The organism is Burkholderia sp. LS-044 (genome assembly GCF_004803625.1).
GTDB lineage: Bacteria > Pseudomonadota > Gammaproteobacteria > Burkholderiales > Burkholderiaceae > Burkholderia > Burkholderia cepacia.
On sequence record NZ_SSWO01000001.1, the window covers coordinates 685,676 to 699,143 of the forward strand.

Annotated in this window: 11 protein-coding genes; 7 read left to right on the forward strand and 4 right to left on the reverse strand. The window is 68.0% G+C overall.

Annotated features, from left to right (window positions below; translation table 11 throughout):
- Positions 1-3 precede the first annotated feature (3 nt).
- On the reverse strand, positions 4-645 hold the full coding sequence (locus E9536_RS03070; RefSeq protein WP_027791097.1) for a DUF938 domain-containing protein: 642 nt from the start codon (positions 643-645) through the stop codon (positions 4-6).
- Positions 642-1,538, reverse strand: coding sequence for an NAD-dependent protein deacetylase (locus E9536_RS03075; RefSeq protein WP_027791096.1), 897 nt, complete (start codon positions 1,536-1,538; stop codon positions 642-644). The genes E9536_RS03070 and E9536_RS03075 overlap by 4 nt, the downstream gene beginning before the upstream one ends.
- Before the next feature lie 1,057 nt (positions 1,539-2,595).
- On the opposite strand from E9536_RS03075, the gene E9536_RS03085 reads away from it, so the two are divergent.
- A complete protein-coding gene (locus E9536_RS03085; RefSeq protein ID WP_136469256.1) occupies positions 2,596-3,327 on the forward strand; it encodes a GNAT family N-acetyltransferase in 732 nt (243 codons plus the stop codon).
- Positions 3,328-3,348: 21 nt separating this feature from the next.
- On the opposite strand, the gene E9536_RS03090 is transcribed toward E9536_RS03085, so the two are convergent.
- Positions 3,349-3,726 (reverse strand): lysozyme inhibitor LprI family protein, encoded by a 378-nt coding sequence (locus tag E9536_RS03090; RefSeq protein WP_168799491.1) that lies wholly within the window; start codon positions 3,724-3,726, stop codon positions 3,349-3,351.
- Between the two features lie 3 nt (positions 3,727-3,729).
- Between E9536_RS03090 and E9536_RS41290 the strand changes: the two genes are divergently transcribed.
- The 3 genes from E9536_RS41290 (at position 3,730) to E9536_RS03100 (ending at position 7,674) form a co-directional block, all read left to right on the forward strand.
- Positions 3,730-3,891 (forward strand): hypothetical protein, encoded by a 162-nt coding sequence (locus E9536_RS41290; RefSeq protein ID WP_168799492.1) that lies wholly within the window; start codon positions 3,730-3,732, stop codon positions 3,889-3,891.
- Positions 3,892-3,945: 54 nt separating this feature from the next.
- Complete coding sequence (locus tag E9536_RS03095; protein ID WP_119338926.1) at positions 3,946-4,905, forward strand: LLM class oxidoreductase; 960 nt, start codon at positions 3,946-3,948, stop codon at positions 4,903-4,905.
- A 282-nt stretch (positions 4,906-5,187) separates the two neighbouring features.
- The gene (locus E9536_RS03100) at positions 5,188-7,674 is read left to right on the forward strand and encodes a mechanosensitive ion channel domain-containing protein (RefSeq protein WP_136469257.1); all 2,487 of its coding nucleotides are present in this window, start codon (positions 5,188-5,190) and stop codon (positions 7,672-7,674) included.
- A gap of 27 nt (positions 7,675-7,701) precedes the next feature.
- Here E9536_RS03100 and E9536_RS03105 read toward each other — a convergent pair whose 3' ends face one another.
- A complete protein-coding gene (locus tag E9536_RS03105) occupies positions 7,702-8,541 on the reverse strand; it encodes a CerR family C-terminal domain-containing protein (protein ID WP_124917954.1) in 840 nt (279 codons plus the stop codon).
- A gap of 92 nt (positions 8,542-8,633) precedes the next feature.
- On the opposite strand from E9536_RS03105, the gene E9536_RS03110 reads away from it, so the two are divergent.
- The 3 genes from E9536_RS03110 to E9536_RS03120 are packed head-to-tail and all read left to right on the forward strand — an operon-like array spanning position 8,634 to position 12,847.
- The gene (locus E9536_RS03110) at positions 8,634-9,767 is read left to right on the forward strand and encodes an HlyD family secretion protein (protein WP_136469258.1); all 1,134 of its coding nucleotides are present in this window, start codon (positions 8,634-8,636) and stop codon (positions 9,765-9,767) included.
- A complete protein-coding gene (locus E9536_RS03115) occupies positions 9,760-11,346 on the forward strand; it encodes an MDR family MFS transporter (RefSeq protein WP_027791090.1) in 1,587 nt (528 codons plus the stop codon). The genes E9536_RS03110 and E9536_RS03115 overlap by 8 nt, the downstream gene beginning before the upstream one ends.
- A 13-nt stretch (positions 11,347-11,359) precedes the next feature.
- Positions 11,360-12,847: an efflux transporter outer membrane subunit gene (locus E9536_RS03120; RefSeq protein WP_136469259.1), complete on the forward strand. Its 1,488-nt coding sequence runs from the start codon at positions 11,360-11,362 to the stop codon at positions 12,845-12,847.
- Positions 12,848-13,468: the final 621 nt, after the last annotated feature.

Genomic DNA, 13,468 nt, shown 5'->3' on the forward strand with positions numbered 1-13,468 from the left:
GTGTCACTGCTCCGCGTGCGGCAACCGCCGGAACACGACGCTCAGGTTGTTCGCCGGCATCTCGACCACCTCGATGCAGTCGAGCCCGCGATCGAGGCCGAGCGCGACGACGGTTTCGAGATCGCGCACGCCCCACGACGGGTCGCGGCTGCGCAATTGCAGGTCGAATGCCTCGTTCGACGGCGCCGTGTGCCGGCCCTCGCGGCGATACGGCCCGTACAGGAACAGCACGCCGCCCGGCCGCAGCAGGCGCGACGCGCCCGCGAACAGCGCGTCGGTGCAGGCCCAGGGCGAGATATGGATCATGTTGATGCAGACGATCGCGTCGAGCGCGTCGACCGGCCACGACGCGTCGCGCACGTCGAACGCCAGCGGCCCGGCAACGTTCGCAAGGCCCGCATGGGCAACCCACGCGGCGATCGAGCGGCGCGCCTGCGCATCGGGATCGCTCGGTTGCCAGTGCAGGCCCGGCAACGCCTGTGCGAAATGGACGACATGCTGGCCCGTGCCGCTCGCGATTTCGAGCACGCGGCCGCTCGCCGGCAACACGCGGCGCAAGACGTCGAGGATCGGCCCGCGATTGCGTTCGGCTGCCGGCGCCGACAGCCGCGCGGACGGATCGGGCGAAGCGGTCGGATCGGTCACGATGCGTGCTCCGGTGCGTGGCCCGCGAGGCCCAGCCGCGCGGTGAGCGCATCGAGCGCGGGTGCGCAGCGCGCCTCGACCTTCAGCGTCAGGATCGGATCGGCGCGCGTATGGCCGAGATTGAGCGCGGCGACCGGCTTGTGCTGCGCCTGCGCCCACACGCAGAAGCGGTAGCCGGAATACACCATCAGCGACGAGCCGACGACGAGCAGCGCATCGGCCGCATCGAGCGCCTGCGACGCGAGCGCCACGCGCTCGCGCGGCACGTTTTCGCCGAAGAACACGACTGCCGGCTTCAGCAGCCCGCCGCACGCGGGGCACGCCGGGATGCGGAACGTGTCGAGCGCCGCCCATTCGAGATGCGCGTCGCCGTCCGCTGCAGGCTCGGCCTGCGCGCCCAGCAGCTCGGGATTGTCGGCCTCGAGCATGACCTGGATCGTCGCGCGCGCATGATGCGCGCCGCAATCAAGACACGTGACGCCGTCGATGCCGCCGTGCAGCTCGATCACGTCGCCGCTGCCCGCGCGCTGGTGCAAACCGTCGACGTTCTGCGTGACGAGACGCTCGATCCGCCCCGCGCTGCCGAGCCGCGCGAGCGCGACGTGCGACCCGTTCGGCTGGGCGCGGCCGACGACGGGCCAGCCGATCATGCTGCGCGCCCAGTAACGCCGCCGCGCGGCATCGGAGCCGAGAAATTCATGGAGCTGAATCGGCGGCGAGCGCATCCACTGGCCGTTGCGGTCGCGATAGCCGGGAATGCCGGAGTCGGTGCTGATGCCCGCGCCGGTCAGTACCAGCAGGCGCGGATGACGTTCGACGAACGTCTGCAGCGCATCGAGTGCGGCCGGATCGATGCCGGCGGTTGAGGGGTCGTGCAGGGCTGTGTCGTTCATGTTGGCAACGCGTGATCGGGTGCGCCGGCAAGCCGTGCGCCCGCACGGGCAGCCAGGCACGCCAACACATGATACAGAACGCCGCGCGATCGGGCCGATGGCCCGCGTCGCAAACCGGCGCACAAAAAAAGACGCCCATCCGCCACTCGGCGATGGGCGCTTCAACAATTGATCCATCGGGGTAGTGGATCAACTGACAGCACAATTTCGCGGCGCCCGCCATGCCGCGGCCGGCGAACGCTTCCCCTGGACTGCATGTATTCCGCGGTGCCGGACACATCGATGCGCTGTTGGCTTTCCGGTGCGACCCGGTGCGTTCCGGTTCGGGCCCGTCGCGCCGACGCGATACGCGGCGCACGAACACCTGCGCCGCGCGACGACTCGCGTTGCGCGCGCCAGCATGACGATCCGGGTTCCGGGCCGGGCCATCCACGGATATTCGAAGTTCGTCCCCGACGGCCGACCGGCACCAGTCGGCCTCGTGCGTCACACCTGCACGTCGTCGTTCAGAACAAACCCGATTGCTCGGATGGAACGGAAAGCCGCGCGCTCACGTCGCCTCGATCAACGGCGAAGCGAATACCCAGGCAGGTCGGCGATTCATGTTTGCAACACGGCATGTTGCGATTCGGTCTGTTTTCATTCTCTTGTCCCCGTCTCCGATACGTCCGACCCACTGAAGCGATCGCCGGACCGACTGCGTCCGCGACCGCGCTCACGGCACGTACAGATATGCAAGGAGCGCACCATGCTTCATGCCGCAAGGCCGCGCGGGCCGAAGCGGGGCCATCGCGGCGAATCGCGCACCGGCAAGCAGCGCGAACGTTTCGAAACTGAAACGCGTGCCGGATCGGCGACCGTCGGCCGGGCATGCCGCGATGTCGTCATGCCGCGCCGGCACGGTCCGCGCCGATGTCGCGTCGTTGCATCCGCGCGCGATTGCCGACCGGCTTACAATCGCCCCACAGTGCCGCATACGCACGAACGGACGCGCGGGCCCGCCCCGGCCGGCTTCGCGCAACTCGCCGCCACCTGACGGGAGCCACCTGCCCGACCTATGCCTGACACACACGACTGGCTGGATATCGACTACCGGACGCTGTTCCGGCTGCATCCGGATCGCCGGATCGAACGCGAGAACGATCCCGACTGCTCGCCCGGGCCCCGCTTCTGGCTCGGCAGAGGCGCAAAACGCACCCTGGCGGGCGTACGCGCCGACGTGCCCTTTCCTGTCGCAGAAAAACTGGCGCGCCTGGCCGACAGCGAAACGCCGTCGGCGGACTGCACGCAGCCCGCGCATCTCGAACGCTATCTGTCGCTGCTCGCCCCCGTTCCGCACTGGAACATCGGTCTCGTCTACGCGCTGCCGCACGCACTCGGCTTCGACACCGACGCACACGTCGAACTGATCGACGGCGACAGCGACGCGGGCCGGCATCTGCTGCACGCGCTGTCGACACGCGGGATGCCCGAAGGCCTGTTCTCGATGGGGTTTCAAGACGCCGCCGATCTGTGGGCGCCGTGGTGCGCGGCCGTCGTCGACGGAGAAGTCGCCTCGGTCGCATTCGCCGCGCGGCTATCCGAAGTCGGTGCCGAACTCGGTCTCGCGACGGCCCCTGCATTCCGGGGGCGCGGCCTCGCGGCGGCCGTGACCGCCGCGTGGTCGCGGCTGCCGTCGCTTCGAACCCGCACGCTGTTCTACAGCACCGACAGCGACAACCGCGCGTCACAACGCGCGGCGGCGCGCCTCGGCCTCACGCTGCGCGGCACGACGCTGCGGGTGGCATAGCGCCGGGGCCTGCGCGACACCTCAACGAAAGGCCTCGATAACCTTCACGCGACGTTCGGTTTCGCCGACGAAGCAACTGTCAACCTCCACGAGCCCGAGCGTACCGCCTGCATCGGGCTGCCGCGATTCGGCGCAGGCAGCATCCCGCGCCTTGAGCCAGCGGCGCTCGTCGTCGCGCAACCTCGCCTTGCCCTGTGCATCCAGGCTCGCCATCTTCGTCTTGTAGACGGCATTCAACCGTCGGTCGGCCTCGTCGTATTTCAGCCGCAGGCAATTGCGGATGTCGGCCGTGTAGCCCGTTTCCTCGGCGGTCTTGCAGATAGCGGTACGCTGCGCATCGTCCGCGCGCGCGCCGGGCGCAACCGTGAAAAGCATCGCGCTCGCCGCCAGACCGATCATCGCGTGTTGAAGCGCATTCATCCGGATTCGCTGTTCTCGATGATTGAAGGCACCGATTATGCCCGGCCCGCTGCCCGCATGGCTCCCGTTACCTCGACGTCACCGGTCACGCCCGATCGGGCGCTGCGCATGCCGTGCCGCGCAGCCGGCGCGCAAACACGCTAGCATTCGGACACGCAACGTCGCACGCCCGCTTTGCCCCGCCTCCAAGGACCCGACATGACCACGCCCGCCCCTGCCCGTCCCGACGTCGCGCATCGCGTCTTTTCGGCCGGGCAGCTGTCGATCGGCCTCACGTTGCCGCTGCTTCGCACCGGCCATGTCGTCGCCGACTTCGACGAGCAACTCGAACTCGCGGCGCTGGCCGACACGCTCGGCTTTCGCGCGCTGTGGATTCGCGACGTGCCGCTGAACAGCGCCGACTATCCCGACCCGGTCGGCCACCTCGACCCGTGGGTCCTGCTCGGCGCACTGGCGTCACGCACGCGCCGGATTGCACTCGCCAGCGGCGCGATCGTGCTGCCGCTGCGTCATCCGCTGCATATCGCGAAAGGCGCGCTGTCGGTCGCGACGCTGTCGGGCGGACGCTTCATCCTCGGGCTCGGCTCCGGCGACCGGCCGCCCGAATATGCGGCGTTCGGCGTCGACGCGGAAACGCGCCGCGACCGGTACCGCGCGCACTGGGACGTCGTCGCGGCCGCGCTCGGCGTGCCATCGCGCGTGCTGCCCGACGAAGCGCCGCCCGATGCGCCCGACTTCACGCTGCTGCCTCGCGGCGCCGACGCGGTGCCGATGCTGGCGGTCGGCTCGGGCGGTCAAAGCGTCGACTGGATCGCGCGTCACTCGATCGGCTGGATGACGTACCACCGCGATCCGGACACGCAGCGCGCACGGTATTCGATGTGGCGCGCGGCGGTTGAAAGGCTCGCGTCGCCGGCCTTTCGCGCGTTCGGCGTGTCGATGCGACTCGACCTCGTCGAGGATCCCGATGCGCCGGCTACCGCATTGCCGCTCGGTTATGCAACCGGACGCCGCGCATTGATCGACATCCTGCGGAACATGCGCGCGGCAGGCACGCATCACGTCACGCTGAATCCGGGCTCGGACCGGCCCGTGCGCGACGTCATCGAAGAAATCGCGGAACACGTCCTGCCGGTTTTTCACGACGGGGAAGCGTGATTTGGCAGGATTCCGGATGAATTCGGCGCGATGCGCGCGGCGCTCGCCGTTGCCCGCAAGCGGGCATTACGCGAGCCTTACACGCCGGCAATCGAGTCGCCTCCCCGCTGCGTCAGCCACATGACCGCGGAAACGCGCCGCAAACGGCCGCGCCGCGTCGTGCATGCCCGATTCGAATGATCGTCGACGGAACTATTCGGTTCCGGGCGCGATCATGTTAACTTCCCGTCCATCGTTCAGCCCGGCGGGCCGCGCGCCGATGCGCGCCCGCATGCCCACTCCATGCGACATATCCTCCTCGGCTGGCTGCTTGCCGCCGTCGTCACGGCCGCTCACGCGGCCGCTCCCGCCCCGGCCGCCGCGTCGGCCGCTTCCGGCACCGCGCCCGCGCTGACGCCGCAACAGGCTCAGCAGGCACTCAACGTGCTCGAAAATCCACGCGATCGCGCGCAGGTCGAAACGACGCTGCGTGCGATCGCGGCCGTCGGCGCGCTGAGCGCACCCGCGGTCGTGGCCAGCGATGCGGCGGCGGCCAGCGGCGCATCGGCTGCCGCGGCCCCGGGCGCGCTCACGTCGAACGGGCTCGCGTCGATGCTCGTCCGGCAGGGATCGCGCTGGGCCACCGAAATCGGCGGCGCGCTGAAGGAGTCGCTGCGCTCGCTGCTCGATGTCGGCTCGGTCGGAAGCTGGTGGCACGACAGGCTGGTGCGAGCCGACGAGCGCGCGAATCTCGCGCACGCGTTCTGGATCATCGTCGCCGTGCTCGTGCCCGCGCTCTTCGTCGAATGGTTGGCAAAGCGGTTGTTGCGACGCGCGCTGGCCGCAGTGGCCGCACGGCGTGCCGACACGTCGCCACGCACCGCGCCGGACTCCGCCTCGCCCGATGACGACGACGCGCCGCCGGACACCCTCGCCAAACCCGACGCCGCCGATCCCGCCGATGCTCCTGACACCGCCCCCGCATCGTCACAAGGCCGAGGCCACGCGCGCCGCCACACCACGCTGCTGCACCGGATGCCGCGCGCGCTCGTCAGCCTCGCGTTGCGGGCCGTGCCGCTGCTCGTGTTCGTCGGTGTCGCGAGCCTGACGATGTCGGCGATCGGAGAGACGGGTACCCCGGTCGAATCCGCGCTCGAAGCGCTGATCGACATCTACGTGATCTGCCGGCTCGTCACGATCGTCAGCCGGCTGTTCTTCCAGCCCGATGCGCGGCAATTGCGGTTGCTGCACATCAGCGATGCGTGGGCCGATTTCGCGCAACGTTCGATCGCGCGGATCGTGATCGTGGTCGGCGCCTGCACGGCCGCTGTCGAGATCGCCGCGAGCTTCGGGCTCAGCGAGGCCGGTCATGTCGCCCTGCTGAAAGCCGTCGCGCTCGTCGGGCACCTGATGGTGTCGGCGCTGATCCTGCGGTGCCGCCAGCCGGTCGCCGCGCGGATCCGCGCGGCCGGCGACGACCGTGCGTCCTTCGAGATGGTCGCGAATGCGCTCGCGGACGCGTGGGCTCCCGTGTCGGTATTCATCGTGATGGCGCTGTGGTTCGTGTGGGCGCTCGACGTCCACAACGGCTATCGCGTGCTGATCACGCTCGGCGGCCGCTCGATCGCCGTGATGATCGGCATGCGGATGGTCTCGATCGTCGTGTTCGGCGCGCTCGCGCGGCTGTTCCAGGGCCGCGACGAAGACCGCACGCTCGTCCACCTGCACGCGTACCGCTACTACCCGCTGCTGCGCCAGATCGTGTCGGGCGCGATCGGCATCGTGACCGTCGTGTTGCTGCTGCAGATCTGGGGTGTGCCGATCTTCCGCGCGTTCGAAACCGGCACCATCGGCCACCGGCTCGCGTCGGCGCTGGTGACGATCGCGATTGCGGCCATCGTCGCGCTCCTCGTGTGGGAAGCCGCGAACATCGCGATCGAGCGCCGCCTGCAGCGGTGGACACGCGAAGGCAATCTCGTGCGCGCGGCGCGACTGCGCACGTTGCTGCCGATGTTGCGCTCGCTGCTGTTCGTGATGATCGCGCTCGTCGTCGTGCTGACGGGCCTCAGCCAGCTCGGCGTGAACGTCGGCCCGCTGCTTGCCGGCGCGAGCATCTTCGGTGTCGCGCTCGGCTTCGGCTCGCAGAAGCTCGTGCAGGATTTCATCACCGGGATCTTCCTGCTGATGGAAAACGCGATGCAGGTCGGCGACTGGGTCACGCTCGCGGGCGTGTCGGGTACGGTCGAGTACCTGTCGATCCGCACCGTGCGGCTGCGTGCGGGCGACGGGTCGCTGTACACGATCCCGTTCAGCTCGGTGACGACCGTCAACAACACGAACCGCGGGCTCGGCAACGCCGCCGTCAAGATCAGTATTGCCTACGGCGAGGATATCGATCGCGCGATCGCGACGCTGAAGGAGATCGGCGCGGCGTTGCGCGACGATCCGAATTACCGCGACGGCATCCTGTCGGACTTCAGCTACTGGGGGATCGACCAGGTCGACGGCGCGGCACTCGCGCTGTCCGGACAGATGCAATGCACGGACGCGACGCGCTGGAGCGTGCAGCGTGAATTCAACCGGCGGATCGCGGAGACGTTCCGCGAACGCGGCATCCGGATCGCCAATCCGCAGCGCAGCGTCGTCGCCTATGCGGACGGATCGCGGCCTGTCGTCGAAGGCGAAAACGGCGGCAATGGCAGCGACGGTGACAACAGCGGCAACGGCCATGCCGCAGAACCGGCGGCCCGGCCGCCGTCGCCCGCCGAACCGGAGCGCAAGCCGGGTTGACCAGCCGGGGGCGATGCCGCGCCGCGCTCAACGCGCGGCGGGCTTGTTCACGCGCCGTGTGCTTTTCGCGCCGGGCGCCGATGCCCCCGCCTTCGCCTTGACCGCACGTTTCGCCGCCGCGCCCTGCCCGCGCTTCGCGCCGGCTTCCGGATCGGCAGCCGATGCATCGCGCTGCGCATGCCATTGCTCGAGCAGCAGGCGTGTCTGGTCGGCGATCGTGTCGACCAGCAATGCCGCGCGCTCGCCCTCGAACGCATCCCATTCGAGCAACTGCAGCGCCGAACGCTGCGCGATGTGGAACACCGTGATCTGCCCGAACAAGCTCAGCGCACGCAATCGGGTGACGGGATCGTTGGCCGGCCGGCCCGAGATACGGCCGATCAGTTCGGCGCTCACGTCGTTGAGCGGCTTGCGCATGCGCTTCATCAGGATCTCGCTCGCGCTCGCCGGCTCCTGGCCGCCTTGCTCGCGTGCGAAGAACATCCGCTGGTTCATCGTCTTCGGCGCGGTGAACATCCGGTCCGACAGCGCGCGCAGCAGCCCGATGAACGCGTCGATCAGCACGTCGACGTCCGCGTCCGCATCGAGCATCGCCCTCGCATGGCCGACCGACGGTGCGAACACTTCCCTGCCATTCTCCGCGATCGCCTCGACGCACGCGCGGTACACGCCCTCCTTGTTCTCGAAGTAGTACTGGAGCGCCGGCGCGTTCACGCCGGCCATCGCAGCGATCTCGCGTGTCGATGCACCCGCGAACCCGCGCTCGCCGAACAGTTCGATCGCCGCCTCGATGATCCGCTGGCGCGTTTCGTCGCCGCGGGCGTAGCCGCCCGCCGACGTCCGGCGCAGCTTCTTCGCTTCGTTCATGCCTTCCCCGTCATTCGATCGATCGATATTCTACTTGACACAATTTTATCAACTGGAATAATTCTTCCACTTGGAATAAATTGGACACCGGAATGTCGACGCCGCAAGACCCGCCACAGCAAGCAGATCGTCAGGAAAACGGAACAACACCGCGAAACGGAAGCAAATCCGGAAACGGATCGAAACGGCGCATCCTGCTCGTCGTCGCCGTGCTCGCGGCGATCGGCGGCGCCGTCTGGCTCGGCCGCTGGTGGACGGTCGGCCGTTTCATCGAAAGTACCAACGACGCGTACCTGCAGGCGGACAGCATGACTGCCGCGCCGAAGGTCGCCGGCTACGTGACCGATGTGTATGTCCGCGACAACCAGGCCGTGAAGGCCGGCGATCCGCTCGTGCGACTCGACGTCCGCCAGTACCAGGTTGCGCTCGCGCAATCGCTTGCGACCGTCGATGCACGCCGCGCGGATATCGCACGCGCCGAGGCCGACATCAGCCAGCAGCGTGCGAATCTCGAACAGGCCGACGCGCAGGCGAAGGTGTCGCGGATCAATGCGCAGCACGCCGGCGACGAATACGCGCGTTATGCGCCGCTCGCGGCGACCGGTGCGGAGACGCACGAACGTGTGGCAGACCTGAAGAGCACGCGCGATCAGGCGGTCGCGACGCTCGCCGCGAACAATGCGTCGATCGCGGCCGCACGCACGCAGATCGCGTCGTTCACAGCCCAGCTCCAGCAGGCACGCGCGCAGCTCGAAGCCGCGCAGGCCAGTGCCGCGCAGGCGCAGCTCGACCTCGACAACACGATCGTGCGCAGCACCCTCACCGGCCGCGTCGGCGATCGCACGGTGCGCGTCGGTCAATACGTGCAGCCCGGCACGCGCCTGCTGACCGTGGTGCCCGTCGATTCGATCTACCTCGTCGCGAACTTCAAGGAAACGCAGATCGGCAACATGCGTATCGGCCAGCCGGTCGAACTGCATGTCGACGCCTTGCCGGACGGTGCGCTGTCCGGCGTCGTCGACAGCTTCGCACCCGGCACCGGCGCGCAGTTCGCCCTCCTGCCGCCCGAGAATGCGACCGGCAACTTCACGAAGATCGTCCAGCGCGTGCCGGTACGCATCCGCCTCGCCGCGAACGCCCGCGCGCAGCGCATGCTGCTGCCGGGGCTGTCGGTGACGGTCGACGTCGATACGCGCTCGGCCCGCGACGAGACGCATCATGGCTGAACCGTCCGCCACGATGCCCGTGCCGCCGCACGAAGGCCGCGCGAGCGTGACCGACTGGATCGCGGTCGCGGCCGGCGCGCTCGGCGCGCTGATGGCGACGCTCGACATCTCGATCACGAATTCCGCGCTGCCGCAGATCCAGGGTGAAATCGGCGCGACCGGCACCGAAGGTACGTGGATCTCGACCGGCTACCTGATGTCGGAGATCGTGATGATCCCGCTCGCCGCGTGGCTCACGCGCGTGTTCGGGCTGCGCAATTTCCTGCTGACGAACTCCGCGCTGTTCATCGCGTTCTCGATGATGTGCGGCTGGTCGCATTCGCTGCCGATGATGATCGCCGGCCGGATCGGCCAGGGCTTCACCGGCGGCGCGCTGATCCCGACCGCGCAGACCATCATCCGCACGCGGCTGCCGCTGTCGCAGTTGCCGGTCGGCATGACGCTGTTCGGCCTGATCGTGCTGCTCGGGCCGCTGTTCGGCCCGGTGCTCGGCGGCTGGCTCGCGGAAAACGTGAACTGGAGCTGGTGCTTTTTCCTGAACCTGCCGGTGTGCCTGCTGTTGATGGGGCTGCTGTGGTTCGGGCTGCCGTCCGACCGTCCGCAATGGAGCACGTTCTTCAACGCGGACTGGCTCGGGATCGCCGGCCTCGCGATCGGGCTGAGCTCGCTCACCGTCGTGCTCGAGGAAGGCCAGCGCGAACGCTGGTTCGAATCGCAGATGATCGTCACATTGAGCCTGGTGTCGCTCGCCGGGATGATCCTGATCGCGCTGTCGCAACGCTTCGCGAAGCGGCCGATCGTGCGGCTGTCGCTGATGCGCAATCCGCGCTACGCAAGCGTGATCGTGATCGTGTCCGCGGTCGGTGCCGGCCTGTACGGCGTGTCCTACCTGCTGCCGCAGTTCCTCGCGATCGTCGCCGGCTACAACGCGGAACAGGCGGGCGCAATCATGCTGCTGTCGGGGCTACCGGCCTTTCTCGTGATGCCGATCCTGCCGCGCCTGCTCGGCAAGGTCGATTTCCGCATCCTCGTGATCTCCGGGCTGCTGCTGTTCTGCCTGAGCTGCATGCTCGACATCAGCCTGACCGCGCAGAGCGTCGGCCACGACTTCGTCTGGTCGCAACTGATTCGCGGCGTCGCGCAGATGCTCGCGATGATGCCGCTCAACCAGGCATCGATGGCGGCCGTCGCACGCGAAGACTCCGGCGATGCAGCCGGGCTCTACAACATGGCACGCAACCTCGGCGGCTCGATCGGGCTCGCGATCATCGGCACCGTGATCGACCGGCGCACGACCTTCCACACGGCCGCGCTGCGCGAATCGGTGACGGCGAACTCGCTGATCGGGCAGGACCGGCTGTCGGCCTACGCGGCCAACTGGTTCGCACACACCGGCGATCTCGCGTATTCGAACATGCGCGCGCTCGGACAGCTGGCGCAGCAGATCCAGGTCCAGGCCGTCGTGATGACCTATTCCGAAACCTTCTATCTGCTGGGCCTTGCACTGCTCGCCTGCGTGCCGCTCGCGCTGCTGCTGAGAACGCCGCGCGGGCCGCAGCCGATGTCGTCCGGCCACTGAACCGTCTTACGCGATGAAACCCTTCTCCCTGCCCCGCCGCCCCGTGCTCACGCTGTGTGCGGCCGCGTGCCTGCTCGCCGGCTGCACGGTCGGCCCCGACTACCGCGGCGCGCCCGCCGCACCGGATGCGCCGGTCTTCGTGCGCGCGCCGGCCTCCGGTGTCGACACCGCCGCACCCGCGCCAAGCGCGTGGTGGCACGCGCTCGACGATCGCCAGCTCGACGACCTGATCACTGCGGCGCTCGCGTACAACCCCGATCTGCACGCTGCGCAGGCACGCTTGCGCGCATCGCGCGCGCAGCTCTCGCAACAGCGCGCGGCGCAGTTGCCGAAATCGTCCGCCACCGTCGCCGCCATCCGCATGCGCGAGCCGGACGTCAGCGCGCTCGGTTCGCTGCTGCCGTCGAACGGCTCGAACCAGTCGGGCGGTGCATCGCCGTCGCTGGGCGGCTCGGGTCCGCTGCAGCTCTATTCGGCAGGCTTCGACGCAACCTGGGAAATCGACCTGTTCGGCGGCACGCGCCGGGCGGTCGAAGCCGCTTCCGCTCAAGCGGAAGCAGTCGACGCCGATCTCGCCGACACGCAGGTGTCGATCGCGGCAGAAGTCGCGAACGCGTATGTCGACCTCCGCGACCAGCAGCAGCGGCTTGCGCTGTCGCGACGCACCGCCGAGTTGCAGCAGAAGATGCTTGAACTCACGCAGCAGCGCCGCGCGCGCGGCGTCGCGGCCGATGCCGACATCGAACGCCTGACGACACAGGTCGAGAACACGCGAGCCTCGCTGATCCCGCTCGACGCGCAGGTGACGGAATCGCTCGACCGGCTCGCGATCCTGACGGGGCGCGCGCCGGGTGCGCTCGACGCGACGCTGACGACACCGGCCGCGCCGCTGCCGACGCTGCCCGGCAGCGTCGCGATCGGCGATCCGGCCACACTGCTGAAACAGCGCCCCGACATTCGCGCGGCCGAGCGCCGGCTCGCATCGAGCAATGCGCAGATCGGCGAGCATGTCGCCGATTACTTCCCGAAGGTGACGCTGCTCGGCGATCTCGGCTTCAGCGCGGCGGACCCGGGCCACCTGCTCCGCAAGCAGAACTTCACGTGGGTCGGCGCGCCGTATCTGCAATGGAACATTCTCGACTTCGGGCGCACGCGTGGCGCGGTGCGCGCGGCCGAAGCATCGCGCGACGAAGCGGAAGCGAACTATCAGAAGGCGGTGCTCGGTGCGTTGCAGGACGCCAACACGGCATTGCAGCGCTACGGACACCAGCGCGAGCACGTCGTTGCGCTCACCAAGGTTCAAACCTCCGCCGTGCATTCGCGATCGCTGATGGATGAACGCTATCGCGCGGGCGTCGCATCGATGATCGACCTGCTCGATACGCAACGCGAAGCACTTTCCGCGCAGCAGAACGTGATCGCCGGGCAGGCCGAACTGATCAAGGACTACGTGTCGGTGCAGAAGAGCCTCGGGCTCGGGTGGCAGGCGGGTGCGGGTTGATGGTGAGTCGAGCAGTGCCGTACGGGCGGGTTTGTCGCGGCTGCAACGCATCGACAACAGCGATGCGCGGGACAGAAAAACGTTTCGCGCGCCGCCCGTGACCACCCGATGAATCAGAAAAACTCGTCGAGCAGCCGGTAGAAAGCGATCCGGCCCGGATCGGGCTGCCCGACTCCGTACCGGTCGAAGAAAGGCGCGACCCATTCACTGACGAGATCGGCTCCGATATCTCACACCGGCGATTCGAGTCGCGCCTCGAACACGATCGGGCAATCGCGCCAATTACGCATCGAACCGGAAACGATCGGCGAACCGCATTCAGCATTACTTTCTTCGTTGGCGTCGAATATTACAAATTACTGCCAAAATTTTCAAAAACATTGCATTTATTCGCTTTAAATTTGTTTCATATAACCAAAAAAAGTTTGACACCCCGCTTTCGTTCTTGATACCGTCCGATGCAAGCAATCTGACAAATTGCTCACTGCGCAATCGCTTCCGCTCCACGTTTTTTCGCTTCCGCCGCACCGAAGTGCCAGCCGCCGGCCGTATCGTTCGCGCGCCGGCCATGCAACATCCCGATGCATTTCATTGGACGACTGCCATCCGGCAGCGGGCCGA

Bases quoted from the DNA above. Each gene is read 5' to 3' on its own strand.
- E9536_RS03075 (WP_027791096.1), bottom strand. From the start codon at position 1,538: ATGAACGACACAGCCCTGCACGACCCCTCAACCGCCGGCATCGATCCG.
- E9536_RS03085 (WP_136469256.1), top strand. From the start codon at position 2,596: ATGCCTGACACACACGACTGGCTGGATATCGACTACCGGACGCTGTTC.
- E9536_RS03090 (WP_168799491.1), bottom strand. From the start codon at position 3,726: ATGATCGGTCTGGCGGCGAGCGCGATGCTTTTCACGGTTGCGCCCGGC.
- E9536_RS03095 (WP_119338926.1), top strand. From the start codon at position 3,946: ATGACCACGCCCGCCCCTGCCCGTCCCGACGTCGCGCATCGCGTCTTT.
- E9536_RS03100 (WP_136469257.1), top strand. From the start codon at position 5,188: ATGCGACATATCCTCCTCGGCTGGCTGCTTGCCGCCGTCGTCACGGCC.
- E9536_RS03105 (WP_124917954.1), bottom strand. From the start codon at position 8,541: ATGAACGAAGCGAAGAAGCTGCGCCGGACGTCGGCGGGCGGCTACGCC.
- E9536_RS03110 (WP_136469258.1), top strand. From the start codon at position 8,634: ATGTCGACGCCGCAAGACCCGCCACAGCAAGCAGATCGTCAGGAAAAC.
- E9536_RS03115 (WP_027791090.1), top strand. From the start codon at position 9,760: ATGGCTGAACCGTCCGCCACGATGCCCGTGCCGCCGCACGAAGGCCGC.
- E9536_RS03120 (WP_136469259.1), top strand. From the start codon at position 11,360: ATGAAACCCTTCTCCCTGCCCCGCCGCCCCGTGCTCACGCTGTGTGCG.